This window comes from Streptomyces sp. NPDC006739 (genome assembly GCF_042869815.1).
Taxonomy (GTDB): domain Bacteria; phylum Actinomycetota; class Actinomycetes; order Streptomycetales; family Streptomycetaceae; genus Streptomyces.
Genome location: NZ_JBIAGM010000031.1, coordinates 42,961 through 68,355 on the forward strand (window position 1 = coordinate 42,961; position 25,395 = coordinate 68,355).

At 67.6% G+C, this 25,395-nt stretch carries 19 protein-coding genes and 2 pseudogenes; 10 read left to right on the forward strand and 11 right to left on the reverse strand.

All coding sequences use genetic code 11. The features are described from left to right. The first annotated feature begins 24 nt into the window (after nucleotides 1–24). Entirely contained in the window at nucleotides 25–711 is a 687-nt protein-coding gene (locus ACFYMM_RS37755) for a GntR family transcriptional regulator (protein WP_388395602.1), read from the forward strand. 653 nt (nucleotides 712–1,364) lie between these two features. On the opposite strand, the gene ACFYMM_RS37760 is transcribed toward ACFYMM_RS37755, so the two are convergent. From ACFYMM_RS37760 to ACFYMM_RS37780, 5 genes are all read right to left on the reverse strand, one after another. After that, nucleotides 1,365–1,772 (reverse strand): cupin domain-containing protein, encoded by a 408-nt coding sequence (locus ACFYMM_RS37760; protein WP_388395605.1) that lies wholly within the window; start codon nucleotides 1,770–1,772, stop codon nucleotides 1,365–1,367. Nucleotides 1,773–1,821: 49 nt separating this feature from the next. Next, entirely contained in the window at nucleotides 1,822–2,049 is a 228-nt protein-coding gene (locus ACFYMM_RS37765) for a hypothetical protein (RefSeq protein WP_388395608.1), read from the reverse strand. Between the two features lie 36 nt (nucleotides 2,050–2,085). Beyond that, entirely contained in the window at nucleotides 2,086–3,339 is a 1,254-nt protein-coding gene (locus tag ACFYMM_RS37770) for a ferric reductase (RefSeq protein ID WP_388395610.1), read from the reverse strand. A 17-nt stretch (nucleotides 3,340–3,356) separates the two neighbouring features. Continuing rightward, on the reverse strand, nucleotides 3,357–4,019 hold the full coding sequence (locus ACFYMM_RS37775; protein ID WP_388395613.1) for a flavodoxin: 663 nt from the start codon (nucleotides 4,017–4,019) through the stop codon (nucleotides 3,357–3,359). Nucleotides 4,020–4,848: 829 nt separating this feature from the next. Next, nucleotides 4,849–5,844 (reverse strand): alpha/beta hydrolase, encoded by a 996-nt coding sequence (locus ACFYMM_RS37780; RefSeq protein ID WP_388395615.1) that lies wholly within the window; start codon nucleotides 5,842–5,844, stop codon nucleotides 4,849–4,851. 177 nt (nucleotides 5,845–6,021) lie between these two features. On the opposite strand from ACFYMM_RS37780, the gene ACFYMM_RS37785 reads away from it, so the two are divergent. Together ACFYMM_RS37785 and ACFYMM_RS37790 are read left to right on the forward strand one after the other, a co-directional pair. Next, nucleotides 6,022–6,894 carry a helix-turn-helix transcriptional regulator gene (locus ACFYMM_RS37785; protein WP_388395618.1) on the forward strand — a complete coding sequence of 291 codons (873 nt, stop codon included), beginning with the start codon at nucleotides 6,022–6,024 and terminating at the stop codon, nucleotides 6,892–6,894. A 226-nt stretch (nucleotides 6,895–7,120) separates the two neighbouring features. Beyond that, nucleotides 7,121–8,170, forward strand: coding sequence for an NAD(P)-dependent alcohol dehydrogenase (locus ACFYMM_RS37790; RefSeq protein ID WP_388395621.1), 1,050 nt, complete (start codon nucleotides 7,121–7,123; stop codon nucleotides 8,168–8,170). A gap of 430 nt (nucleotides 8,171–8,600) precedes the next feature. Here the strand turns inward: ACFYMM_RS37790 and ACFYMM_RS37795 are convergent, their stop codons facing one another. Both ACFYMM_RS37795 and ACFYMM_RS37800 read right to left on the reverse strand, forming a co-directional pair. Next, on the reverse strand, nucleotides 8,601–9,629 hold the full coding sequence (locus ACFYMM_RS37795; protein ID WP_388395624.1) for a LacI family DNA-binding transcriptional regulator: 1,029 nt from the start codon (nucleotides 9,627–9,629) through the stop codon (nucleotides 8,601–8,603). Nucleotides 9,630–9,918: 289 nt separating this feature from the next. Next, nucleotides 9,919–11,916: an RICIN domain-containing protein gene (locus tag ACFYMM_RS37800; protein WP_388395626.1), complete on the reverse strand. Its 1,998-nt coding sequence runs from the start codon at nucleotides 11,914–11,916 to the stop codon at nucleotides 9,919–9,921. A 568-nt stretch (nucleotides 11,917–12,484) separates the two neighbouring features. On the opposite strand from ACFYMM_RS37800, the gene ACFYMM_RS37805 reads away from it, so the two are divergent. From ACFYMM_RS37805 to ACFYMM_RS37830, 6 genes are all read left to right on the forward strand, one after another. Further along, on the forward strand, nucleotides 12,485–13,483 hold the full coding sequence (locus tag ACFYMM_RS37805) for a LacI family DNA-binding transcriptional regulator (RefSeq protein WP_388395629.1): 999 nt from the start codon (nucleotides 12,485–12,487) through the stop codon (nucleotides 13,481–13,483). Between the two features lie 305 nt (nucleotides 13,484–13,788). Continuing rightward, a complete protein-coding gene (locus ACFYMM_RS37810; protein WP_388395632.1) occupies nucleotides 13,789–15,087 on the forward strand; it encodes an ABC transporter substrate-binding protein in 1,299 nt (432 codons plus the stop codon). 50 nt (nucleotides 15,088–15,137) lie between these two features. Beyond that, nucleotides 15,138–16,022: a carbohydrate ABC transporter permease gene (locus ACFYMM_RS37815; RefSeq protein WP_388395634.1), complete on the forward strand. Its 885-nt coding sequence runs from the start codon at nucleotides 15,138–15,140 to the stop codon at nucleotides 16,020–16,022. A 5-nt stretch (nucleotides 16,023–16,027) separates the two neighbouring features. After that, a complete protein-coding gene (locus tag ACFYMM_RS37820; RefSeq protein ID WP_388395638.1) occupies nucleotides 16,028–16,924 on the forward strand; it encodes a carbohydrate ABC transporter permease in 897 nt (298 codons plus the stop codon). Beyond that, on the forward strand, nucleotides 16,921–19,581 hold the full coding sequence (locus ACFYMM_RS37825) for a family 78 glycoside hydrolase catalytic domain (protein WP_388395641.1): 2,661 nt from the start codon (nucleotides 16,921–16,923) through the stop codon (nucleotides 19,579–19,581). The genes ACFYMM_RS37820 and ACFYMM_RS37825 overlap by 4 nt, the downstream gene beginning before the upstream one ends. Next, entirely contained in the window at nucleotides 19,578–21,008 is a 1,431-nt protein-coding gene (locus tag ACFYMM_RS37830) for a family 43 glycosylhydrolase (RefSeq protein ID WP_388395643.1), read from the forward strand. Before ACFYMM_RS37825 ends, ACFYMM_RS37830 begins: the two co-directional genes overlap by 4 nt. Before the next feature lie 223 nt (nucleotides 21,009–21,231). On the opposite strand, the pseudogene ACFYMM_RS37835 reads toward ACFYMM_RS37830, so the two are convergent. From ACFYMM_RS37835 to ACFYMM_RS37850, 4 genes and pseudogenes are all read right to left on the reverse strand, one after another. Further along, nucleotides 21,232–21,471: pseudogene (locus ACFYMM_RS37835) on the reverse strand (CoA-transferase); the annotation flags it as partial. Continuing rightward, nucleotides 21,471–22,057, reverse strand: a pseudogene (locus tag ACFYMM_RS37840) (CoA transferase subunit A); the annotation flags it as partial. The pseudogenes ACFYMM_RS37835 and ACFYMM_RS37840, both read right to left, overlap by 1 nt. Nucleotides 22,058–22,176: 119 nt before the next feature. Continuing rightward, nucleotides 22,177–22,985 (reverse strand): IS5 family transposase gene (locus ACFYMM_RS37845; RefSeq protein WP_388395645.1). Its coding sequence is split into 2 segments (ribosomal slippage): nucleotides 22,177–22,631 and nucleotides 22,631–22,985, totalling 810 coding nucleotides; the frame shifts between segments, so codons are not numbered across the junction. A 354-nt stretch (nucleotides 22,986–23,339) separates the two neighbouring features. Beyond that, a complete protein-coding gene (locus ACFYMM_RS37850; RefSeq protein WP_388395647.1) occupies nucleotides 23,340–24,647 on the reverse strand; it encodes a tyrosine-type recombinase/integrase in 1,308 nt (435 codons plus the stop codon). 224 nt (nucleotides 24,648–24,871) lie between these two features. Between ACFYMM_RS37850 and ACFYMM_RS37855 the strand changes: the two genes are divergently transcribed. Beyond that, on the forward strand, nucleotides 24,872–25,099 hold the full coding sequence (locus ACFYMM_RS37855) for a helix-turn-helix domain-containing protein (protein WP_388395650.1): 228 nt from the start codon (nucleotides 24,872–24,874) through the stop codon (nucleotides 25,097–25,099). The last annotated feature ends 296 nt before the right edge of the window (nucleotides 25,100–25,395 follow it).

The window sequence follows — 25,395 nt, forward strand, 5'->3', positions numbered from 1 at the left end:
AAAGGGCGATGTACTGTACGCAATATGTCACTCGACCAGCCAGTCTCTCGCCGCCTCCTCAGTGACGAGGTGTTCCACCGGCTGCGCGACTCCATCGTGCGCGGCGAACTCGTCCCCGGCGAGAAGGTCAAGGACGGTGAGCTCGCCGAGCGCCTCGGACTCAGCCGCACCCCGGTGCGGGAGGCGCTCGCCCGGCTCGCCGACATCGGTCTGGTCGAGGCCAAGCCCGGCGTCTACACCCGTATCACCACGCTCAACCGCCGCGACGTCGAGAAGACCCTCGCCGTCCTGCGCTCCCTCGACCAACTCGCCATCGAGACGGCCGTCCCGGTCATGACCGAGCAGGACCTCGGGCGCATGCGCGAGGCCAACCGCGACTTCGAACGGGCCGTCGCCGCCAACGACACGACCGCCGCGCTGGCCGCCGACGACCGCTTCCACGGCATCCCCATCGCCGCCGCGGACAACCCCGTGCTCAGCCGGATCGTCGAGCAGCTCCACCCGCAGATCCACCGCATCCTCTACCGCAAGTTCTCCACCCTTCTCGGCGGCCGCAACACCATCGAGCACCACGACGAACTCATCGCCGTCTGCGCCGGCGGCGACGCCCGCGCCGCCGCCGAACTCTCCGGACGGCACTGGTCCGAACTCGGCGGACACATCAACGAACTCTTCGACACCAACCAGTTCGCGGAGGCGGCCACCGCTTAGGGGTCCTTGGAGATGATCGGGAGTGTCATGAATCAGGCTCTGGCCCGTAGTCGGTGGTGACGCCGAGTAGCCGCCCTTGATCATGATCTCGTGATGGATGTCCACTTCCTTATGGGGACGGTGTTTTCGGGGCTTTCGGCGCTGGTCGTCGAGGAGGCGACGGACGGCGGCGACGCGGTAGTGGTCTCGGCCCGGACCCGGGACGTGGCGGTGCCGTGTCCGGTGCGCGGGACGTCGACGGCGAAGGTGCACGGCTATCACCACCGAGAACGGTGGGGGACGTGCTGGTCGGGCTCCCTCAAGCCGCGGCATCATCCCTGGCCAGCGCGAAACCCTCTCCTGCATCGCCTGCGGAACGCGATTCGTCAGATCCACGACCAAGCGGCGCGAGCACGACACCTGCTCGCCACACTGCCGGGAGAGAGCACACCGCACGAGGCAAGCCGAACTCGACCTCTACGAGAATCCCCTCGCAGCCGAGGACGAAGCCTCCTGAACTGTCGTCTGCCACGGCGACGTCAGCCGTTCTGTCACGGGAAGTGTCAGCGGAACGGTCGGTGAGCAGGACGGATTGAACTGGCTGCCTTGCCCGGAGACAGCGCTGCCCGCCTCCTTGCGCGGTGGCGTGGGAGAAGGCGGGCGGGCAGGGCAGGTCAGCTGGTGGCGAGGGCGGCGTCGTACTGCTCGTCGGTGACGGGCTCCAGCCAGGTGGTGCCGTCGCCGTTGCCGTCACCGACCACGAGGGCGATGTGCGCCATGAGGGTGGTGTCGGTGGCGCCGTGCCAGTGCTCCTCGCCAGCCGGGCACTTGAGGGTCTCGCCGGCGCTGATGCGTACGATGCTGCCGTCGCGGGTGCCGACCAGGCCGACGCCGTCGGTCACGTAGAGGACCTGTCCGTTGGCGTGGGAGTGCCAGTTGGTGCGGGCGCCGGGGGTGAAGCGCACCAGGCCAGCCGCCAGGCGGGCGGGCTCGGTGGGGGCCTCGATCATGTTGAGGTAGACGTCGCCGGTGAAGCGCTCGGCGGGGGCCTTCATGGTGGGGGTGGAGGTGATGTGTTCCATGGCTCGTTTCCTTGATTGTGTGGGATGGGGTGCCGGGACGACCGGGCGGTCAGGCGCCGTCGTGGGCGAGGTCGCCGCCCAGTTCGCGGGAGGCTTCGGCGTGCGCGAGTAATTCTCCGACCTTGGCCACAGCGGCCTCGATGGCGTCGGCTCCGGCGACGAAGCGGGCCGGGGGCTGTTTCTGGCCCGCGATCGAACGCCATCCCGTGCTGCCGGCCCTGCTGCTTCCTACGCTCGGTGACCGTCCGCCGCTGCCCGGACAGAGCGGGTGGGCCACGGCGCGGCGGGGATGCGACGCCTTGGCGGACGCGGGCTACATCGTGAGTCGTTCATGATGGATTCTGCTTCGTGACACCCCGATCCGGCGCAGCGTCCGTTGCGTGGCCAGCACGGCCGGATTGGGTCCCACCACGAAGAAGTCCCCACGTGTGATCTCGTCCTCCGGGAGAAGTCTCCTGAGCTGGTCTCGGTGGAACCGGCCCACTTGGGTCGTGATCGTGAGCCGGCCCTCGCTGCGGCGTTCGTACTCGTCGAGCAGGGCGCCGTAGTAGACGTCGTCGGCGTGACGTACCGACCACAGCAGGTGGATCCGGCGGCCCGTGAGGTACTGCGCTGCGAGGCTCAGCAGCGGCGCGATGCCCGCGCCCATCCCCACAAGTACGAGCGGCGCGTCATCGGTGCGCCCATTCACCACGGAGTCGAACCGGCCGAACGGGCCCTCCAGACGCACACGCGTGTCCGGAACGACGGTGCCGATCTTGCGGGTGTAGTCCCCGGTCTGCCGGATGGTGAAGGTCAGGACGTCACGGCGTTCGTCCGTGGCGGAGAAGGGGTGCCACTCCCGTCCGAGACGTGCGTCTTCGAAACTGAGGAAGTAGAAGTCGCCCGGGCGGGAAGTGGTCGCCGTGCGGTCGAGGGCGATGGCGATTTGGCGGGTGGAGCCGTTGAGCGCGACGTTCTCCTGTACGGCCCCGGTGAGGAAGGCGTCCGGTGCCACCCACTTCTTCCATACGTAGATCCCCAGCACGACCACGGTGTAGAGGTCGAAGAGGGCCATGAACACGAAGTGCTGGCTGACGCGTCCGATCAGATGGACGTGAAGCCAGATCATGAGGACGACGACCAGGTTCAACCGGTGGACCCACACCGAGAACCGGCGCCGGAAGACCGTCTCCAGCCGACTCCTCACCTTCAGCGCGAGACGCGACCTATCGGTCAGCCAGCCGCTCATGAACACGACGGAGTAGCACAGCACGGCCAGTGCCGCGTAGAAGGCCCAGTCTCCGAGGAGTCTTGACAGGTCGTCGGGGGCGAAGGTGTTCTCCTTGTGCAGATACGCCGGTACGAGGGCGAAGACACCGAGCATGCCGTGCAGGGCGTAGACCGAAGGCAACCCGACAGCGCGACTCAGCCAGGTCGGCCGCACGCTCAGAAGGATGGCCAGCAGCCACCAGCTGTAGGCGATGAGTCCCCAGGTGATGTACAGCCGCATGGACGGGACTTCGGTGCTCTGCAGATTCAGAGCGAGCACGAGCGGCAGCGGGAAGATGAGCACAAGGCTCCACATCAACAGCTTTCCGCCCATCAGAAGCCCAGCCCTTCCAGCCAGGCGTTGACGTCACGGCGTGCTGCCCCCGGGTTGTCGTACACGTCGGTGCCGCGTGCGGAGAATCCGTCCAGGACACGGGCCTCGGGGTAGTACTGATCGAGGACATCCAGCGAGTTACCGAACCCGGACCCCTCGTGAGTGACGAAGGGGATGATCGTGCCGTAGTTCAGGTCGCGGTCCCGCATGAAGGTCTGGACGACCATGGGCTGTTCGCCCCACCAGACCGGGTGCCCAAGGAAGATGGTGGAGTACGGATCCGTATCAGGCACCATTTCCTTGATGGCGGGATAGACGTTCTGGCTTTCTTCTCGCTGCGCCTGGTCCACCGTCTGGTCGTAGTCAACCGGATACGGGCGCTTCGGGACGATCTCGAAGACATCCCCACCGACCCTGGCGTGGATGAAGTGGGCTATTCGGGCCGTGTTCCCGACCGTGAGCTCGAGATCGGGGTAGTTCCTTCCGGTCTTGGAGTAATAGACGACCAGCGTCTTGTTTCCACGCTTTATCGGGCGCGATGACCGATTGACTGGAATCTCCAGTGAATCGGAGGCGGAGGAATTCTGCGCGTTCACGGCCAGAAGGCCCCCGAAGGAGGCTGCGCCAGCGGTGATGAGTCCGAGCAATTTGCGACGTTCCATGGCGTAGGCCTCAGGGTTCCATCTGTTCAGGCGTATGAGTGGCGGGAGGCGAATCGGCTTCGCAAGGGCCCGGTAGGGGTTTCCGGGCCGCAGGCGGAGTGGGCCCGGCATCGGGCGGAGGGGACGGCCGGTCCGGTCATGAGCATGGTGGACCTGTCGGGAACACCGCCGCGATGCCAGGCGGAGTCGGCCCGCTACGCGTGGACGGCCAACCGTCCTTGCTGCGGCACGCCGGCGCCGAGTGCCGGTCGGCGACGCTGCCATCCATCGGGGTGCGCCCGACCATGTGGGCGCTCGACGCCTGCCTCCACCTCTCGGAGGCGCTGATCGCGACGAAGCTGCCGGCCCGCGTGGAGTGGGGAAGCGCGAAGTGTTCGGCCCAGCCCTCACGCCCTCGTGTCGTTCCGCACTCGTTAATCGGATGCGGCCCTCACCCGGTCCCGCACGGGCGGCCCGGACTTCCGCGACGAGGACGTCGACCCCTTCCCTCGTTCGCGCGGCACCGCGTCAGGCGCCGGTGCCAGGCGCTCCAACCCCCCGACCGGCCCGGCGGCCTGCGTCCGCCGCGGGTCATGTACACGGTCGACGACACGTAGTCCCTGCTGGACAGGTGCCGCCGCGGCACAGGACGTCGGCCCGCTCGCGGACCATCTCAGCGAGCGGGCCGACGCTGGAACAGAGGCTCGGTCTCCGCGTGCCGGTGGTCCCGCTCGCCGGCCGGCCGCCGTTCGACGGCCTCCCGCGCCGCGGTGGCGCACGGCGAAGATCGGCTCAGGGCGAGTGCGGGCTCGATGCCGCGGCGGGCATCGCCGACTCGCCCTGGCTCCCGTCAGGCGAGGTTCTTGGTGAAGAACTCGTCGAGCTTGTCGAACGGAATGCGATCCTTGCGGTCGTACAGATCGACGTGGTCCGCGTCCGGAACGATCACGAGTTCGACGTTGTCGGGTGCCAACGCCTGGACGTCCTCGGAGTAGTAGCGCGAGTGCGCGTCGGCTCCGGCCACCAGGAGGGCGGGGCGGGGAGCGAGCATGTCGATGTTCGAGACCGTCGGGAACGCGAAGAAGGCCATGGGCGTGGTCGCGGTCCACACGGTGTTGGAGTTGATCGACCGGGGGTGGTATCCGCGCTCGGTCCGGTAGTAGTCGAAGAAGCTCGACGTGATCGGGTCCGCGCCCTCGGGGAGGGTCTCGGGCAGCACGCGGTCGATCGGGGCCGGGTTCCCGTCCGCGTCGAAGGGCACCTCGTGGGACCCCCGCGCGAAGGTGCCGTTCTCGGCGTCGATCCACCGCTGCCGGCTGAGGTAGTCCACGACCTTCTGGCGCTGTTCGGGCGTGTAGCTGTCCTTGTAGCCGCGGGACATGCTGCGCGACATGTCGTACATCGAGGCCGTGGCGACTGCCTTGATGCGGCTGTCGGCGGCTGTGGCCGTGAGGGCCATGCCGCTCAGACCGCAGATGGCCTGCACGCCGATCCGCTCGCGGTCGACGATGTCCTGCAGCCCGAGGAAGTCGACGGCGGCGCTGAAGTCCTCGGTGTAGATGTCGGGCGAGGCGACATCGCGGACGTCACCGCCACTTTCTCCCGTGAAAGAGGGGTCGAACGCGAGGGCGACATACCCCCGGCGGGCGTATTCGTTGGCGTAAAGGCCTGCCGACTGTTCCTTGACCGCGCCGAACGGCCCGCTGACGGCCAGGGTGGGGCGCTTGCCCGTCGCGTTCTTCGGCACGTAGAGGTCAGCTGCGATCTCGATGCCGTAGCGGTTCTTGAACCGTACGGGAGTACGGTCGACATTCTCGTCCAGCTCGAAGGTGTAGCTGTCAGTCATTGTGCTGCCTTTCTCGGGCCATTGCAGGGGCGGGCAGCCGCCACACCACCGGTTGCGGTGAAGTGGAGAGCGCCACGCCATCTATGGAAGCCACATTCCGAGCGGGTAGCGAGTTACTGCTGATGGGTGTACTGGCAGTACATCCCAATCAGCGGGACCCGGCCGTACGGTCACGGTATGAATAACCATGACGAAGTCCGCGAGTTCCTCACCTCGCGACGAGCGAGGATCACTCCCGAGCAGGCAGGACTGCCCTCCGGCACCCGGCGCCGCGTTACCGGCCTACGGCGTAGCGAGGTCGCCGCACTGGCCGACGTCAGTGTCGAGTACTACGCCAAACTGGAGCGCGGCAGTCTCGCCGGCGTCTCACCGGCCGTACTCGAAGCCGTCGCCCGCGCCCTCCGACTGGACGACGCCGAACGCGCCCACCTGCTCCACCTGGCCCGGGCACAGGGGGCCTCGGGCACCCTTCCCCGTCCCCGGCCGCGTCAGAACAAGCATCGGACCTTGCACAGAAGCCTGCGATGGACCCTGGACGCGATCACCGCCGGGCCCGCGTTCGTCACCAACGGCCGCCTGGACGTGCTCGCCGCCAACCAGCTCGCCCGCGCCTTCTTCACCGACCTTTACGACCGCGGCATGGAATCGGCGAACATGGCCCGCTACCAGTTTCTCGACCCCGCGGCCCGGGACTTCTACCCGGACTGGGACCTTGCCGCCGACATGACAGTAGACGTGCTGCGCACCGAAGCCGGCCGTAACCCCCACGACAAAGGCCTCCACGACCTTGTGGGCGAGTTGTCCACCCGCAGCGACGCCTTCCGCACCCGCTGGGGCGCCCACAACGTCACCCGCCACGGCACCGGCACCAAACGCTTCCACCACCCCGTCGTTGGCGACCTCACCCTCTCCTGGGAATACCTGGCCCTGGCCGCTGAACCCGGCCTCACCCTCACCGTCTACACCGCCGAACCCGGCTCCCCCTCCCAGGAGAGCCTGAGCGTGCTCGCCTCCTGGGCCGTCACCCAGGACACCGACTTCGCCGCATAGCGTCGCTCCCGAGGTTGACCGTCCGCCCGCGCAGCCGACCCTTCCGAGCCGGACGGTCAGGACTGACTGCCAGGACTTTCTTCCGTTGGGGCGAGACGGCGCGTTCCGTCACTCCAGCAATCCGATTGCCCTACGGCATTGCTGCTCGCAGTTACGACGGCCGCCGCCGTACTCCTGGCACCCCCCGTCACCGACAAACACACAACAGGACTCACCGGAGAGGGCCATGCTGACCGTCAACGCCTATGCCGCCGCCTCACCCACCAGGCCCCTTGCCCCGACAACTGTCGAGCGTCGCGATCTGGGCCCGCGTGACGTGCTGATCGAGATCAAGTACTGCGGTATCTGCCACACCGACATCCACTGGGTCCGCGGCGACTGGGGAGCCAAGGACTACCCCGTCGTTCCCGGCCACGAGATCGCCGGCATCGTCACCCACATCGGGCCGGAGGTCACGCAGCACGCAGTCGGCGACCGCGTCGGCGTCGGTTGCATGGTCAACTCCTGCCGCGAATGCGGGCCGTGCCGCCGGGGAGAGGAGCAGTACTGCACCCAGGGCCACATCCTTACCTACGGCTCGGTCGACCGTGATGGCACGCTCACCCAGGGCGGCTACTCCACCCATGTCGTCGTCGACCAGGATTTCCTCCTGCGTATCCCTGAGGGCATCGGCCTCGACGAGGCGGCCCCGCTGCTCTGTGCGGGCGTCACGACGTACTCACCGCTCACCCGCTGGGGCGCCGGTCCTGGAAAGGAGGTCGGCATCATCGGCCTCGGCGGACTCGGCCATGTGGCCGTGAAGCTGGCGAAGGCCATGGGCGCCGAGGTCACCGTCCTGTCCCGCACACTGGCCAAGAAGAGCGACGCGCTGCGCCTTGGCGCCGACGGCTACTACGCCACCAGCGATCCGGCGACCTTCGAGCAGCTGGCGGGCACCTTTGATCTGATCGTCAACACGGTCAGCGCCGAACTCGATGTCGACGCCTACCTGTCCCTGCTCACCGTCAACGGGACCCTGGCCATCGTCGGCGCCACCCCGAAGTTCACCTTCGACCGATCCAGCCTGGTGCGCAACCAACGCGCCTTCGCCGGCTCCCAGATCGGCGGAATCCGCACCACTCAGCAGATGCTCGACTTCTGTGCCGAGCATGGCATCGGCGCCGAGGTCGAGGTCATCCCGGCGGAGAAGATCAATGAGGCGTACGACCGCGTCCTAGCCTCCGACGTGCGCTACCGCTTCGTCATCGACGCCTCGACTCTGGCAACCGCGCCCTGAGGACGGTCTCTGCCATCGGAGCCGGTCACGGGACGGAGGTGTTGTCGTCAGGTGAGGCGCCCGAGAGGGCAGTCCCACTGCTACGCCGCTCACGTCCTGTCCCCACCGCCTGCAGCGCCCTTGATCGCTCCAGGAAGATACGCCTGCTGGTGGCGTTGTGGGCGAGAGCGAAGACCTTCTGGCGATCGCCAGGAGATGGCCACACAGAACCGAACCATGCCCCAACTGACCTCTGCCCGACGGGACACGGCCAGTCCGTGCTGTCGCTGCCTCAACAGGGACAGCGCAGGAGCTGCCGAGCTGGGCGAGCCTATCGGCCAGGGGCATCCCAGCCAGCAGGGCCTCGACTCGCTCCTCGCGCAGGCAGGCCGGGACAGGCCCGAGGCGTCATCAGGTGCGCTGCCCCCTGCATGAGGGGCGCCGGGGCGGTTCAGGAGGGTGCGGGCGGCGGGGCGGTCGAGGCCCGCACCACGAGTTGGGTGGCCAACTCGACTCGATGACTGTCGAGGGGTTCGCGCGTGGCGAGCCGCAGCAGAGTGCGCAGCGCGGCCCGGCCGATCTCGACGAAGGGCTGGCGGACGGTGGTCAATGGAGGGGCACAGGTTCTGGCGGCCGTGGTGTCGTCGAAGCTGACCACGCTGACGTCGTCGGGTACCCGCAGGCCGTGCACGCGAGCGGCCTCGATGACGCCGAACGCTGCCACATCGGTGGCGGCCAAGACGGCGGTCGGCGGATCCTCCTGCGAGAACAGGTCGACAGCGGCCTGGTAGGCGGGTTGGAAGCGGAAGGCGCCGCGCTTGATGAGCCGAGGGTCGGCAGTGAGGCCGGCGCCGGTGAGTGCGGCTTGGTAGCCATGTAGACGTGCGGTGTTGCATACGGCATCGTGCCGCCCCTCGATCATCGCGATCCTGCGGTGACCGAGCTTGAGAAGGTGTTGCGTGGCGGACATGCCGCCGCTGAAATTCGTTGCCCCGATGCTCGGCACCGACTCGTCGGGTACGTTCATCGGATCGATCAGCACCAGCGGGATCTCGGCCCGCGCAAACTGCACTCGCTGTTGCGGTGTCAGTTGGGAGGTGACCAGGATGACGCCCTCCCGACCGGCGTTGGTGATCTTCCGCGTCCAGGCCGCGCCGAGGGGGTCGTCGGGCGCGGTGCCGATCACCACGTCCACACCGGCCTCGGCGGCGGCTTCCGTGACGCCCTGAATGATCACCAGGTTGTCGGGGTTGACCAGTTGGTCGAAGGTGAGGTCCACCGTCCGTACGGGAGACTGCGCGCCCCGAGGGCCGCGCGCGACGTACGCGTGCTTGACCAGCAACCGCTCGATGCGTGCTCGGGTCTCGGGGGCCACGTCGCTGTGGCCGTTGACCACTTTTGAGACGGTGGCCACGGAGACTCCTGCCGCCTGGGCGATGCCCGTGAGCGTCGTCCGGCTGCGCGCGACAGAACGCTTCACCGTGCTGGTCCTTTCGGGGATCGACTGGTTGAGACCTGCACCGTGCCCTCACTGGCTGTGCGGTTTCCCGCGTGAACACCGGCCGCGCCGTCCTGGCGCGGCTGACGGGGCCCTTCACCTGCTCGTGGAGGGTCTGCAACGTGCTGTGGCACACGCTGCGGTCCGTGGGCGCTGGAGGATGACTGTTGTTCAGGATCGCGCCTTGGGCGCTGGTCGTCTCCAGATAGAGGACCAGCGCCGGGCGGTTCTCGTGCCTGGTGCCTCCAGGGGGCGTTGTGGGCGTATGGAGTCAGTTGATCTTGGTGATGGTCCACAGCCGCGCGGACGCGGTGGACACGGTTTCCTGGTCGAGCAGGGTTCCGTTGCTCGTCGACGCGCCCGTCACGGCCAGCGCCAGTCCGCTGGCACGGTTGACCACCTGATACTTGCCCGCGCCGGTGTCCACCAGGGACCACTGCTGGGAGGTCGCGCCGGAGGCCGGATTCTGGACGATGGCGCTGCCGCTGGCGGTGTTCTGGGCCGCGTCCAGGACGTCACCGGAGTTGACGTTGGTGATCGTCCAGTAGGAGCCGTTTGGGGTGAAGGTCCAGTACTGGTCGGGGTGGTTGACGTTGCGGTACTGGTCGGCCTGGGTGCCGCTGCCGGTGCCGACCACCTCCGCGTAGTTGCCGCTGTTGACGTTGGCCATGACGTACTGGCCGCTGGTGAAGTCCGGCGCCGCGGTCTGCAGGAGGTTCCACCGCTGGTTGGCCGCCGAGGTGAGCGGTGCCTGGGTGACCTGCTCGTTCGTGGAGGTCTGGCCGTTTGCGTCGGTGGCCATGGTCAGGGCCAGGTCGCTGCGGCGGTTGGTGATGGTGTATCCGCCGGCGGGGGAGGGCTCGACGGACCAGTCCTGCTCGGCGCCGCCCGTCGACGTCCACTGGATCTCGCCGGTGCCGGACGACAGGGAGCCGCCCGGGACGGCGAGATACTTGCCGCTGAAGGTGTTGAGGATGCGGTAGTAGCCGTTGCTCTGGAGCTGGAACTGCCAGTTGTGGTCGGGGGTTCCGTTGTCCGCGGCCTGGACGACCTGGGACCCGGAGTTGGCGTTGGGGACGCCCAGCACCTGGGAGCTCAGGTTGTTCTGGATCTTGTAGGTGGCGCCGGTGGAGATGCCGCCGCCGTAGTCGTCGATGCCGTAGGTCACCTTGTTGGTGCCGTTGGTCACCAGTGCACCGCCCCGTGTTACCAGGAGGCTCTTGCCGTCGGCGAGGGGGAGCAGGCCGCGGCTGTAGCCCTGGATGGTGTTGGAGAACATCCGCACCCACGTCGCGCCGTTGTCGGTGCTCTGGTACAGCTGCTGGTCGCTGTACGCCTGCACGACGATCGTCCCGTTGGGGCCGCCGGTGGGCAGCCAGGTCACATACGGGTCGCCGTCCGGCTTTCTGTTGTCCGTGGTGATGAGCTGCACACCGGTGACCGAGCCGAACTTCTCCGGGTCGTCGGCGATCTTGTAGTAGACGGGGCAGCCGCCGCTCGGGGCGTTGCAGTACTCGTAGGTGAGGATGTACTTGCCGTTGCCGAGGCGGGCGACGATCGCCATGCCTGGCCGGGCGGCGTAGGCGGGGTAGGTGACGTCGTCGATCTCAGAGGACCAGTTGACGCCGTCGGTGGTGGTGAAGTGGGCGAGCTTCTGGCCGTGCGCGGGGTCGCGCTGGTCCGAGATGTAGGCGATGAGCTTGTTGTTCGCCACCAGGAAGTACGGCTCCCAGACCGGGGTGTTGCCGTTGGTGTCGACGGCCTTGCCGCCGGTGGCGATGGAGCTGACGAAGCTCCAGGTCACTCCGTGATCGGTGCTCGCGTACATGTCGATCTTGGTCTTGGAGTTGTCGGCGGGGATGGAGTCACCGGCCGCGATGATCGTTCCGGCCGGGAACGAGCCGATCGCCTGTGGCAGCTCGTAGAGCACCGGTTCGAGCTGGATGTTGTTCCACGCGTTCACCTGGTCGTTGATCGTGGAGATCTGTGTCCAGGTGCGCCCCGAGTCGGTGCTGCGGTACACCGGCATGCCGTTGCCCGAGTACTGCTCGAAGGAGGCGAGGAGGGTGCCGTTGGAGTCGGTGCTGTGCTCAAGCCTGATCGCGTGGGCGTAGAGCGAGCCGTAGGACGGCGCCCCGCTCGGCGGCGTCCACATGGTGCCGCCGCTGTAGGTCACGGCATCGGCGGACGGGGCCGGCATCGTGAACGCCATCAGCACGGCGGTCGCGCCGAAGGCGGCCTTCGCCAGTGCGTTTCGTCTCCTGCGCATGTTTGGGGACTCCTCGCCGTTGAGAGGTGATCTTGAGGACGGCATGCGATGGAAGCCGGTCGGTCGACCGGGCAGGTCGGGCGTCCTGGTGCGCGCGGGACAGGGGGTGCGTTCCGCCAGGCGTCGGGGCATGCCGGGGTAGGGGGCGACCGATGGCACCCATCGGATTGATGCGTTTCAATCAGGTCGGCGGTGGGAGGCTCGCACGCTCTTCGCGGGCCGTCAAGGCAGTGCGTCGGGATTTCCCAGATCAAACCCGCCGTGGCCTCTGACGCTCCGCAGACCGGGACACGGCTGCTGCGGTCGGCCGGCTCACGGGAGCGCAACGGGCTGGCGGGCCACGTTCCATCCCCGGTGACCTGCTTTTATCGATCGTACCTCCCGCCCCGGGTGGAGTAGGCGGACGCCACACCTTGGAGCGCTTCAACGCGCGTCATGTATTCTGCCGCTTGCCCACGAAAGCCTGGTCACTGTGAGTGCCGTGTGGTCGGGGGCTGGATGAGACCGGAGGTCGAGGAGCGCTGTGGCAACCGCCCGTCCGCGAGTGCAGGGGCATGCGGGTCCGAGCATGCAGGACGTCGCCGACGCCGCGGGCGTTTCGGTCGGAACCGTTTCCAACGTGCTCAATCATCCGGCGAAGGTGAGCCCCGCGACGGCGCAGCGTGTCCGCGAAGCGATCAGCAGGCTGGGTTTCGTGCGCAACGACGCGGCCCGGTCGTTGGTGTCGGGCTCGACCAACAGTGTCGGCATGGTGCTCGCCGACATCGAGAACTCCCTGTTCATCGACATGGCCCATGGTGCGCAGGACGCCGCCCGGGCGATCGGCCAGAACCTGCTGCTCGCGAACACGGCATGCGACATGAGGCTTCAGGACGACTACCTGGACCTCTTCGACGAGTCCCGGGTGACCGGGGTGCTGCTGGCGCCGATGGAGGACTCCTCGGCCGGCATCGCGCGCATCCGTTCCCACGGACGCCAGGTCGTGCTCCTCAACTACGCTCCGAAACCGGGCACGTGCTGCTCGGTGCTGGTCAACAACGAGCACGTCGGATACCTGGCGGCCCGGCATCTCATCGACACCGGGTGCACGCGACTGGCCTACGTGGTCGCGCACGACGACTACCAGCCCGTGCGCGACCGGCGCAGAGGGGTGCGCATGGCGGTCGAGGAGGCGGGAAGCGGCGTCACCCTGGAAGAGATCGACAGTGTCGGCCTGACCGCCTCCCACGGGCATGTCATCGGGCGTGATCTCGCACGGCGGGCCCCCGGTGAACTGCCGGACGGCCTGATCGTCGTCACCGACGCGCTGGCCAACGCCATCATCCACGAGCTGCACACCGTCGCGGGGATCCGGGTGCCCGACCAGGTCGCGATCGTCGGCTGCGAGAACAACCGCGGGGCCGGCACCGCGGCGGTGCCGCTGACCGCGGTGGACATGGCGGGCCGCACGATGGGCCAGGAGGCGATCCGGCTGCTCATGGACGAGGTGTCCGCGGGCAAGCAGCACCGTCATGCCACCGTTGTGCTGGAGCCGGAACTGATCGTCCGCGCCAGCGCGCCGCTCTGACCGGGCGGGTCCGCCTGCCGGACCGACCGCCCGCCCCCGCCGGCTGCCGCGCCCTGCTGTCTCCGTCCGCCACCGGGGCCCTTCCGTATCCGCTCGTCATTCTGGCCTTCCGTGTCAGTGCATCGGCTTGACCAGCTGCTTCTCGCTGCCTGTCGGGTGTGCTGCGTCCCGGCGCCCGCTCCGCAACGCTCAGATGCGGTTCGGAAACATCCTCGACAGATCCTTGACACATGCTGAAACGGGTCATAGGTTCCCGGCATCTCCCCATTGAAGCGTTTCAACGCTCTGTGTGCCGAGGAGCACCCGTGCACAAGACCCTCAGAACCCGCCGTGTCGCCCTCCTGGCGACCGCCGCCACCTCGAGCCTGCTGCTGAGCGCCTGCGGCGGCGGCAGCGTCTCGGGCAGCGACGCGAAGGCGTTCACCCTCACCATCAACGACGACAACCACATCGTGCAGCAGGAGCTCACCGCCCTGGGCAAGGGCTCGTGCGCGGCGCAGGACAAGGCGCTGCCGCTGAAGATCCAGACGCTGCCGATCGGCAACGTCGACCAGAAGGTGCAGCTGCTTGCCGGCCAGAACGCCCTGCCCGTGCAGTTCGCGGCGGGAGGCACACCGCAGCTGACCAAAACCCTGGACAAGGCCGGGCAGGTCCTCGACCTGGAGAAGACGCTCAAGGACCTCGGCGTCTGGAACGACATCCAGCCCGCGGCCGTCAAGACCGTCGAGAACCTGTACGGCAAGTTCAACGTGATGCCCTACCAGTTCAACATCGAGGGCATCTGGTACAACAAGAAGCTCTTCGCCGACCACCACATAGCCGTCCCGACGACCTATGACCAACTGGTCGCCGCTGCCGCGAAGTTCAAGGACGCCGGCATCACCGCATTCTCCGCGGACGGCAAGGACGGCTGGCCCCTCACCCGCCTGGTCAGCGGCTACCTCTACCGCGAACTCGGCCCTGACGCCCTGCAGGCGGTGGCGGACGGCAAGGCCAAGCTGACCGACCCGGCCTATGTGAAGGCCGCGCAGGCCGTCGCCGATCTCGGCAAGGCGGGCTACTTCGGCAAGGGTGTCGGATCGATCGACTACGACACCGCGGTGCAGCAGTTCCTCACCGGCAAGGCCGCCATGTTCTACATGGGCAGCTGGGAGCTCGGCGACTTCAACGACAAGACCAAGAACAAGATCGGCGCGGACAACGTCGGCTTCATGCCGTTCCCGACCGTCGCGGGCGGCAAGGGCAGCGCGGACCAGATCCCGGCCAACGTCGGCCTCCCCGTCGCCGTCTCCGCCAAGTCCTACGACGCCAAGGTCGGCGACTGGCTGTCATGCATCACCAAGAACTACGGCGCCGCCTCGCTCAAGGACCAGGGCACCATCTCCGGCTTCAAGCCGAACGGTGACACCGGCACCCTGCCGCCGCTCACGCAGACGGTGCAGGACACCATCACGAAGACCACGACCAGCACGCTGTGGTTCGAGGCCCTGTTCAACACGAAGGCGACCGAGACCAGTCAGACCAACGCCGCGCCGCTTGTCACCGGATCCCTCTCGGCGAAGGACTTCATGACCAAGGTCCAGTCCGACCTCGACAACGGCTGACCCCTCCCGCCCACCGCGCTTCGCCCCGACCCCTTCGTGAGAGAGCCGTCATGCGTTCAGTTCTGGGAGACCGCCGTGCCATCGCCGTCCTGCTGGGCCCGGCACTGCTGGTGTACACCCTGGTGATGCTGGTGCCGATGGGCTGGTCCCTCGGCTACACCTTCTTCAAGGGCAACGTCATCCAGGGCTTCACCTTCGGAGGGTTCGGCAACTTCACCAAGCTCTGGCACGACCCCCAGGCCCACTCGGCACTGTGGTTCACGTTCAAGTACGCGCTAGCCGTCAGCGCCGGGCAGGTCTTGTGCGGGTACCTGCTCGCGCTGCTCTACGTTTTCGTCCTGCGCAGGTCCTCCGCGGTCGTCCGGACACTGGTGTTCTTCCCGGTGATCCTCCCGACGGTTGCCGTGGCCCTGATGTTCCAGAAACTCTTCGCCGTCGCGCCGCAAAACGGCCTGGCCAACGTCGCCCTCGAAGGGCTCGGCATCCACCACGGCGACTGGTTCGCCGGCGCAGGAGGCTCCTTCATCGTCCTCGTCGTCATGGACGTGTGGCGCTCCATGGGCTTCTACGGCGTCCTCATCTTCGCCGGCCTCCTCGACATCCCCGACGAGACCCTCGAATCGGCGCGGATGGACGGCGCCACCGGCTGGCGGCTGATCCGCCACATCGTCCTGCCGCTGTCCGCCCCCGTGCTGCTGTCGTCCATCGTGTTCAGCATCAACGGCACCCTCAAGGTGTTCGACTCGGTCCTCGCCCTGACCAACGGCGGCCCGGGCAGCGACACGACGCCCCTGACCCTCTACATGTTCCGCACCGCCTTCTCCTACGGCGACTACGGCTACGGCAGCACCATCGCCTCCCTGCTCACCGTCGTCTGCCTCGGCGTCACGCTCATCGTCTTCCGCTTCTCGCGCCGCGACCTGACCAAGGGCTGAACTCCATGACCGACACCATGACAGCACCGCCGAGGGAAATCCTCGCCCGTCCGCAGGCGCGCCCCGTCCCAAGGCGGGCGTATGCCCGGCGCCTGGTGCGGAACCTGCTCATCGCCCTGCTGGTGGTGGTCGAGGTGGCGCCGCTGCTGTGGCTGGTGCTCAGCTCCTTCAAGACCCAGTCCGAGTTCGTCAACGACCCCGCCTGGTCGCTTCCCGGCAAGTGGGACCTGCACAACTACGCCGACGCGTGGACGACCGGGCACGTCGCCCTCTACGTCCGTAACAGCCTGCTGGCCACCGCGCCCTCGCTCGCGCTCATCATCGTCCTCGGCACAGCGGCCGGCTTCGCCCTGGAGGTCATGGTCTGGCGCGGCCGCCACCAGGTCCTGCTCGTTTTCCTGGTGGGCATCATGGTGCCGAGCCAGATGATCCTGCTGCCGTTGTTCCGGGTGTACTTCCAGACCGGGCTGTCCGGGACGATGTGGCCGCTGATCATCACCTACACCGCAGTCGGCCTCCCGCTCACCGTCTTCATGATGGCCACCTACTTCCGTGCCGTCCCGCGCGAGATCTTCGAGGCCGCCACCCTCGACGGAGCCGGCATGCTCACCGCGTTCTGGCGCATCGGATTCCCCGTCGTCCGCAACGCCATCTTCACCGTCGCCCTGGTGCAGTTCTTCTTCATCTGGAACGACCTGCTGATCTCGCTCACCTTCACCACCAACGACGACCTGCGCACCATCCAGGTCGGGCTGCTCAACTTCACCGGCCAGTACGGAGAGACGGCGTACGGGCCCCTGTTCGCCGCGATCAGCATCAACGTCGTCGGCGCCCTGGTGCTCTATCTGCTGATCAACCAGCGCATCATCAAGGGTCTGACCGCCGGGGCGGTGAAGGGATGACGCCCGAGCGGAAGCCGCAGACGGCCGCACCGACGGCGGAACACCACCGGGAGCCCATCGGCATCGGCGAGCCGTCGCCCCGGTTGTCCTGGAAGACCGTCGCCCGCGCCGGCTGGACCCAGCAGGCCTACCAGATCGAGGCCATACGCGGTGACGGGACGCACCTCACGGACTGGAGGACCTCACCCGACTCCGTGCTCGTGCCCTGGCCCCTGGCACCGCTGGTGTCCCGTGAGATCTGCGACATCCGGCTGCGGGTCCGCGGCGCCGACCGAAGTGTCGGCGAGTGGAGCCCGCCGCTGCGGATCGAGGCGGGCCTGCTGAAACCGGCGGACTGGACGGCCCGCGCGATCTCGCCGCACGAGCCACAGGAGCCGCACGCTTCGGAGCAGTCGGCCCCCGAGCGCCGCCCGCCCCTGCTGCGCAAGGAGTTCGTCCTCGGGGCGGAGGTGAAGCGGGCGCGGCTGTTCGTCACCGCGCACGGCCTGTACGAGATCGAGATCAACGGCCGCCGGGTGGGCGACCACGCGCTCGCGCCCGGCTGGACCAGCTACCACCACCGGCTGCGCTACCAGACCCACGACGTCACCGACCACCTGCACGCCGGAGCCAATGCGATCGGCGCGTGGCTGGCTGATGGCTGGTACCGCGGCCGGCTGGGCTTCGGCGGGGGGCACGCCAACCTCTACGGCCACGGGCTCGCCCTGCTCGCCCAACTCGAGATCGTCCACCACGACGGAACCGTCACCGTCATCGGCACCGACACCTCCTGGCGGGCCGGCCAGGGACCCCTCCTCTCATCGGGACTGCTCGACGGAGAGACCTACGACGCGCGAGAGGAACTGCCCGGCTGGTCGAGTCCCGGATTCGACGACGCCGGCTGGTCGCCGGTGGAGACCGTCGCTCGGGATGCGGCGACCCTGGTCGCACCCACCGGCCCGCCGGTGCGCTGCACCCAGGAGATCACCCCGGTGTCGGTCACAGCCCTCGACGGCGACCGGCTCCTGGTGGACTTCGGACAGAACCTCGTCGGCCGGATCCGTATCACCGTCACCGGCCCGGCCGGCCACAGCGTCGTCATCCGCCACGCCGAGGTGCTCCAGAACGGTGAGCTGTGCGTCCGCCCCCTCCGCGATGCGGTCTCCACGGACCGGTACGTCCTGCGGGGCGCAGGCCCGGAAACCTGGGAGCCGCGCTTCACCCTCCACGGATTCCGCTACGCCGAGATCAGCGGCTGGCGCGGCGGCGACCCGTACCGCGACGTCGTCGCCCGCGTCCACCACACCGACATGACGAGAACCGGCTGGTTCGAGTGCTCCAACGAGCAGGTCAACCGACTGCATCACAACGTGGTGTGGAGCCTGCGCGGCAACTTCGTCGACATTCCCACCGACTGCCCGCAGCGCGACGAACGACTCGGCTGGACCGGCGACATCCAGATCTTCGCGCCCACTGCGGCATTCCTGTACGACTGCCACGGCATGCTCGCCTCCTGGCTGCGCGACGTCGCCGTCGAACAGCACGCCGACGGGACCGTCCCCTGGTACGTGCCCGAGATACCAGGGGGCGAGCAATGGACCCCGGCCCGACCGGGCGCCGGCTGGGGCGACGTCGTAGCACTCACCCCGTGGGACCTCTACCGAGCCTCGGGCGACACCGGCCTGCTCGCCGCCCAGTACGGGAGCGCACGGCGATGGGTCGACCTCGTCACCGACCTCGCCGACGAGTCCGGCCTGTGGAACCGCGGTTACCAACTCGGCGACTGGCTCGACCCGTTCGCCCCTCCGGAGGATCCCGGCGCCGGCCGCACCGACCGCCACCTGATCGCCACGGCGTACTACGCGTGGTCCCTGCACCATGTGGCACGGACCGCCGACGTCCTGGGACGCGAGGACGACCGGGACCGCTACGAGGAACTCGCGTGGCGGGTCCGGAGGGCGTTCGTCGACGCGTACGTGCTGCCCGACGGCCGGATGACCAGCGACACCCAGACCGCCTACGCCGTCGCCCTCCAGTTCGACCTCCTTCCCGACGCGCCGGCCCGTGCTGCGGCGGGACGGCGTCTGGCCGAACTGGTCGCCGAAGGCGGGCACACCATCCAGACCGGTTTCATCGGCACACCACTGGTCGCCCCCGCGCTGAGCGCCACAGACCATGACGAGACCGCCTATGCCCTGCTTCTCCAGCAGGAGTGCCCGTCGTGGTTGTACGCGCTCAAGCACGACGCCACGACTGTCTGGGAGCGCTGGGACAGCATGCTGCCCGACGGCACGGTCAATCCGGGCGAGATGACCTCGTTCAACCACTACGCCCTCGGCGCGGTCGCGCAGTGGCTGCACACCACGGTCGCCGGGCTGAGCGCGAGTGCGCCCGGCTACCGCGACATCGTCTTCCGCCCACGCCCCGGCGGCGGCATCAGTTGGGCGAGCGCCACCCACGAATCGCCCTACGGTCGCGTGGCGATCCGATGGGAGCTAAAGGAATCGGCACTCGTCGTCGAAACCACCGTGCCCACCGGAGCGACAGGACGCATCGAGTGGCCGGACGGAAGCGTCACCCACCTGCCGACCGGTACCACCACCACTTCACGACCGGTCACCGCCCCCACCAGCAGGCGACTGCCCAACACCCAAGCGACGCAAAGGAGTCTCGCGTGACCAACCAGTACTCCGAACAGCTCCACCCCGGGAGACGCAGACGGCATGCGCGTCCCGTCCTCGCCGCGATCACAGCCGCGCTCCTGGCCGTTCTCGGCCTGGTCACCGCCTCGCCCGCACAGGCGCTCAGCGGCGACCTGCGTATGCACGACCCGAGCGTCATCAAGGTGGGCAGCTGCTACTACGGCTTCTCCACCGGCTTCGAGCACGACCCGCTCAACCCCAGCGGATCCATCACCATCCGCAAGACGTGCAACGCCACCGCGGCAACCGGCTGGACCAAGGTGGGCAACGTCTGGGAGTCAACCCCTTCCTGGATCACCACCAAGCTTGGCTCGACCCCGCCGAACATCTGGGCCCCCGACATCAAGTACTTCAACGGCACCTACCACCTGTACTACGCCGGCTCGCTCTGGGGGACGAACTACGCCGTGATGGGTCTGGCCACCGCCACGAACATCGAGGGCCCCTGGACCGACCAGGGCATGGTCACGGACGTCAACTACCCGATCGACCCCAACGTCGACTGGGGCCCCGACGGCCGGCTCTACATCTCCTGGGGCTCCTGGACCGGCAGCGGCACCTACATGCACGTCCTGGACCAGTCCACCGGAAAGCTGTCCACCACCGACAACAACCTGTGGCACATCGCCGTCGGCATCGAGAACCCGACGATCATCCTCAACGGCGGCTACTACTACCTCTTCGGGTCGAAGGGCCTGTGCTGCAGCGGGACCAGCAGCACCTACTACACCGTGGTCGGCCGTTCCACCAGCATCACGGGACCGTACCTCGACCAGAGCGGCACGGACATGGTCTCCGGCGGCGGGACCACTGTCCTGACCGGTGCCTACCCCAAGGTGGCAGCCGGCGGCGCCGACGCGTACGACGACGGCACCTCCAAGTTCCTCGCCTACCACTACTACGACGGCGACAACTCCGGACAGGAGACCCTCGACATCCGCCAGGTGACCTTCGCGAACGGCTGGCCCGTCATCGCCGGCCCGCTCGGCGCCGCGAACAACCACCTGCTCAACCGCAACAGCGCCAAGTGCGCGGACGTCTGGTCCCTGAGCACCGCGGACGGGGCAGCGGTCAACTCCGGCAACTGCAATTCCGGCGCCAACCAGCAATGGGTGTCCACCCCGATGGGTTCGAACTACGAGCTCGTCAACGTCAACAGCGGCAAATGCCTGCAGATCTCCGGCGCCTCCGCCGCCGACGGAGCGGTCGCCGTCCAGTCGACGTGCACCGGCGCCCCGCACCAGCTGTGGACCAGGACAGCGGTGATCGGCGGCTACGTCGCCTTCACCAACGTCAACAGCGGAAAATGCCTCGAAGTCGCCGGAGCGTCCACCGCCAACGGCGCCGCCCTGGACCAGGCAACGTGTACATCCGGCGTGAACCAGCAGTGGATGGTCGTTTGACCCATGCCGAGCCCGCTCGGCGAGGGGCGGACGGGCATCCGATGTGCTGCGGTCGCTTGACTCGACAGCCGCACGGGGTGCACTGACCGCTCAGTACCTCACGTCCGCCCAGCACTGCATCGATGCGGACGTGAGTCCGTGCGGCGTTTACTGTCACGGTCCACCTCTCCAGTGGGTGGCCGCGGGGGCGAGCAACACGCAGACGGTAAGGGAGGGGTCAGCAGGCGCCGGGCAGGACGGTGCCCCTCTCCTTGCCCGCGTTGATCAGGTCGGGATCGACCTCGTCCTCGGTGGGGTAGGGACCAATGCCGAGGATGCCGTTCTCGGAGTGCAGGACGACGTGCATGCCGGACGGGAGGTGGCCCGGGACGAGGGTGGGCAGGCCGATGCCGAGGTTGACGTAAGAGCCGTCGGTGAGTTCGGCGGCGGAGCGGGCGGCCATCTGGTCGCGGGTCCAGGCCATCAGATACGTGCCGTCCTCTTCTCGATCTGCTTGTCGGTTGCCTCCTCGGCGGTGAGAGCCACGACCCGTTGGACGAAGACGCCGGGCAGGTGAACCTCGTCGGGAAGCAGTTCGCCCACCTCGACGAGTTCCTCGACCTCGGCGATGGTGATGCGGCCGGCCATGGCTGCCAGCGGGTTGAAGCTGGCGGCCGCGCGGCGGAAGCAGAGGTTGCCGTGCCGGTCGCCGCGCCAGGCGCGGACGAGGGCGTAGTCGGTGGTGATGCCGTGCTCCAGGAGGTACGGGCGGCTCGCGAAGTCGCGGGTCTCCTTCGGCGGGGAGGCGACGGCGACCGAGCCGTCGGGGGCGTAGCGCCACGGCAGGCCGCCCTGTGCGATCTGAGTGCCCACGCCGGCCGGTGTGAAGAAGGCCGGGATGCCCGCGCCCCCGGCGCGCAGCTGCTCGGCCAGTGTGCCCTGCCGAACGAGTTCCACCTCCAGCTCGCCGGACAGGTACTGCCGGGCGAACTCCTTGTTCTCACCGACGTAGGAGCCTGTGACCCGGGCAATGCGCCCGTCGCGAGCAGCACGCCGAGGCCGCGGCCGTTCGATCCCGCCGATGGCGTCCACGGCGTCCTCGACCCAGATCCGGAGGGAGCCCTCGTCGGTGACGTCCAGGGGGCGGTGGTGAGGGCGGTGCCACCCTCCCGGGCGATAAGACGCCGTTTCACTTGGCGAGTCGTCGGTAGTTGATGAGGCTGGTGGCGATGGCGGTGAATGCGAGGAAGTGCTCAGGCTTGCGTTCGTAGCGGCGGTGCAGGCGGCGGCAGCCGGCGAGCCAGGACATGGTCCGCTCGACCACCCAGCGGTGTCGGCCCAGTCTTTGTGAGGTGTCGGTGCCGCGGCGGGCGATGCGGGGTGTGATGCCTCGTTCGCGGAGCCATCGCCGCAGGTGAGAGTAGTCGTAGCCCTTGTCTCCGTGGAGTTTCGCAGGCCGCCGCCGTCGGGGACCGCGTCGGCTGCGCACCGGTGGGATGGATGCGATCAGCGGCTGCAGCGCGAGGCTGTCGTGTGTGTTGGCAGCAGAGATGGCGACGGCGACGGGGAGGCCGCTGCGGTCGACGACGAGGTGGATTTTCGATCCGCTCTTGCCTCGGTCGGTCGGATTCGGTCCGGTCAGCTGCCCCCTTTGAGTGCTCGGACGCTGACAGAATCGACGGCGAAGCGCGACCAGTCCAGCTCCCCCTGGGCTCCGAGTTCATCGAGGATGACGCGGTGCAGACGGGCCCAGACCCGGGCCTGGCTCCAGCGGGCGAAGCGCCGGTAGACCGTGGGCCAGGCCGGCCCGAAGACCGGCGGCAGCTGCCGCCACGAGCACCCTGACGTGGCCACGAACACGATTGCCGCCAGACACTCGCGGTCCCCGGCCCGTCGCCGGCCACCTCCCTGCGCGCGTACGACCACCGTCTCGGGCACGACCCGCCGGAACAACTCCCACAGCTCGTCCGGCACCAGGCGCTCAGCAAGACTCGTCACACCAACACAACGACCCCAGCCACCAAAGGAAACGACGTCTAAGCCGCTGCGTCTCGACGGCCTGGTCGTGCAGCAGGTCGCCTCCGACCACGAGCGAGCCCTCGGCTGCGAAGCGCAACGCGGCGGCCCGTCGCAGCATGCCTGGAAACAGGTGGCTCTTCCCTGGAGCACGCTCTGGCGGATGAGACGACGCTCTGTGGCATCCCTCGGCGCCAGGTGACGGTCTATCGGCATCCGTTCGTTGCGAAAGGTCCGGGAGGTGCTCGGACTGCCGGGTGAGGGCCATCCACACCTCGTCCTGAGCTCTGAGTTAGGGCTTCCCTGGCGAGCGGGCGTCCTCATCTTCCAAAAGCATCAGGTCAGCGCGGCAACGGCCCCGAAACGCGAGCCTGAATCGCGTGTGACCGTCGGGTCGATGTGTGAGAACGCGGTACCGAACACGGTGACCGTGACCTCCTCAACGGCGAGGGGCGGGTGGGCGTAGGTGTCCCAGGTCTCGGAGAATTTGGCGTGCCGGGAGAGCGCTTGTACGGTCTTCGGATCGTGCTTGCCGGAGCCGCCGAGTGTGCTGGTATAGAAGTGCTTGAGGTCGTGGAAGCGGGTCCTGTCCGGAAGTCCTGCTTGCTTCACTGCCCTTCGCCACTTCTGATGGGAATCGGTGTGCAGTACTGGGCGGCCAAAACGGTTTGTGACGAGCAGGCCCTCGTCCGGCGGCTCGACGTAGCCGCGTGCCCGGCGTCGGCGCTTGGCGCCTGACGAGACGGGCTCCGGCTCGGAGAATCGTGACACGTGTTGTGCCAGCCGCTCGATCAGGAAGTGATCCACCGGCAAGGTGGCGTAACTGGCCTTGGTCTTGAGGCGTACGGCTTTGCCGCGCTGCCGTTGCTCTTCGATGTGAAGCAGGTCGTGTCCCCAGGCGACCTGAGGTCGCTTCAGCCCGAAGGCCTCGCCCTGGCGTAGCCCGGCGCAGGCTCCGAGCCAGATCAGAACCTCATAGCGGGGCGCTACCTTCTGCATCGCTGCTGCGACTGCTGCGACTTGCCCAGGAGACAGTGCGACCTTGACGCGTGGTGTGACGTCCGGGAGATCGATCCGCGCCACGATGTTGGCAGGGAGTAGGACGTCCTCGTCCAGCATGTAGTGCATGAGGATGCGCCAGGTCTTGAAGATCTGGACGACGGTACGGGCCGAGTCGATGCCTTGCTTGTCGAGGAGGTGGTCGACGAAGGCCATGGAATCGGGACGGCGTAGGCTGCTTGCAGGGCGGTGGCCGACGAACGGCAGGATGTGGCTGCGGAGATGGCTTTCGTAGGTGTCGCAGGTATTGGTGTTCTTCTTCCGCTTGCGTCTCCTCTGCATCATCTCGGTTGCGAAGTATTCGACCTGCAGGCTGCCCGGATTATTGTCGCGTGACGCCTGCCTTTCGGATTCCATGAGCACCCTGTCCAGGCAGCCGCGGGCTTCCTGCCAGCTGGCAAAGGCCGGCCGCTTCTCCCTTCCTGAGTAGTCGGTGTATCGGGCCTGCCAGCGATGGCCTCGGTCGTGGTCCGCAGACGGGTACAGAGGCTGCTGCGGCGTACCGCATTGGCACGGTGTCTCACCGCGTTCTGGTTTTGGATATCTCTTGTGCCAGCGGTCGAACGGCTCGATTGGCTTGCTCATGTGCCCTGCCCACGAACGGAGCTGCGTGCTGGATCTGTCGCCGCCCTTTTCGCGCTGGCTTGGCGACGTGCGCGACGACGTTGTTGCTGTCTGCCAGGGCGATGCTGTCCGCTACAACCCGTAGTTATGCACAGCTGTTCATGGTGCACGCAAAGGTGTGACGGTCGAGTCACCGTGTGCCAGCACGTGAACCGTCACCGGACCCGCGACTCCTGTCCCTCGGTATGCAAATCCGTCGCCTCAGAGAGGAGCGGGGATACTGCCTGGAAGAACTCGCAGAGCGCAGCGGGCTGAGCTTTCGTGGCCTCATCTATATCGAGCACGGGCAGCGCAGCCCCAGCGTTCTTACGCTCTTGGACATCGCTGCAGGTCTCGATGTGGAACCCGGGGAACTCGTCAATCACATTGCCCAGGAAGGAACCGGCAAATCTGCTCCTGATGGTTCGAGCTGACAATTAGATCATTGTGATTTCACTAGGCGTCCCGGAGTCGTGGTCGGATCATACTGTGCGGCGGTTCCTCCTGAGGCCCGCGCGTGTGAACCCGTCGAGGCGCCCTGCCCTTGCCGTACTGCTGTGCGTGGGACGGCCGGTAGTGGTGCCGACTGTGGGGGTCGGGGATCTCGCGGGGGAGGGCGTTGTCGAAGACGGGCTCGGCGCCGGACGGGGAGTCGGTGCTGAAATCGGGGAACGGATGGTGCAGGTGCCCCTAGCCGGGCTTAGTGTCCTCGGCCACGATGTGGTCCTGG

What these genes read in the sequence shown, in the direction of transcription:
- ACFYMM_RS37755 (WP_388395602.1), top strand. Translation starts at nt 25, where the DNA reads ATGTCACTCGACCAGCCAGTCTCTCGCCGCCTCCTCAGTGACGAGGTG.
- ACFYMM_RS37760 (WP_388395605.1), bottom strand. Translation starts at nt 1,772, where the DNA reads ATGGAACACATCACCTCCACCCCCACCATGAAGGCCCCCGCCGAGCGC.
- ACFYMM_RS37770 (WP_388395610.1), bottom strand. Translation starts at nt 3,339, where the DNA reads ATGTGGAGCCTTGTGCTCATCTTCCCGCTGCCGCTCGTGCTCGCTCTG.
- ACFYMM_RS37775 (WP_388395613.1), bottom strand. Translation starts at nt 4,019, where the DNA reads ATGGAACGTCGCAAATTGCTCGGACTCATCACCGCTGGCGCAGCCTCC.
- ACFYMM_RS37780 (WP_388395615.1), bottom strand. Translation starts at nt 5,844, where the DNA reads ATGACTGACAGCTACACCTTCGAGCTGGACGAGAATGTCGACCGTACT.
- ACFYMM_RS37785 (WP_388395618.1), top strand. Translation starts at nt 6,022, where the DNA reads ATGAATAACCATGACGAAGTCCGCGAGTTCCTCACCTCGCGACGAGCG.
- ACFYMM_RS37790 (WP_388395621.1), top strand. Translation starts at nt 7,121, where the DNA reads ATGCTGACCGTCAACGCCTATGCCGCCGCCTCACCCACCAGGCCCCTT.
- ACFYMM_RS37800 (WP_388395626.1), bottom strand. Translation starts at nt 11,916, where the DNA reads ATGCGCAGGAGACGAAACGCACTGGCGAAGGCCGCCTTCGGCGCGACC.
- ACFYMM_RS37805 (WP_388395629.1), top strand. Translation starts at nt 12,485, where the DNA reads ATGCAGGACGTCGCCGACGCCGCGGGCGTTTCGGTCGGAACCGTTTCC.
- ACFYMM_RS37815 (WP_388395634.1), top strand. Translation starts at nt 15,138, where the DNA reads ATGCGTTCAGTTCTGGGAGACCGCCGTGCCATCGCCGTCCTGCTGGGC.
- ACFYMM_RS37820 (WP_388395638.1), top strand. Translation starts at nt 16,028, where the DNA reads ATGACCGACACCATGACAGCACCGCCGAGGGAAATCCTCGCCCGTCCG.
- ACFYMM_RS37825 (WP_388395641.1), top strand. Translation starts at nt 16,921, where the DNA reads ATGACGCCCGAGCGGAAGCCGCAGACGGCCGCACCGACGGCGGAACAC.
- ACFYMM_RS37850 (WP_388395647.1), bottom strand. Translation starts at nt 24,647, where the DNA reads ATGAGCAAGCCAATCGAGCCGTTCGACCGCTGGCACAAGAGATATCCA.
- ACFYMM_RS37855 (WP_388395650.1), top strand. Translation starts at nt 24,872, where the DNA reads ATGCAAATCCGTCGCCTCAGAGAGGAGCGGGGATACTGCCTGGAAGAA.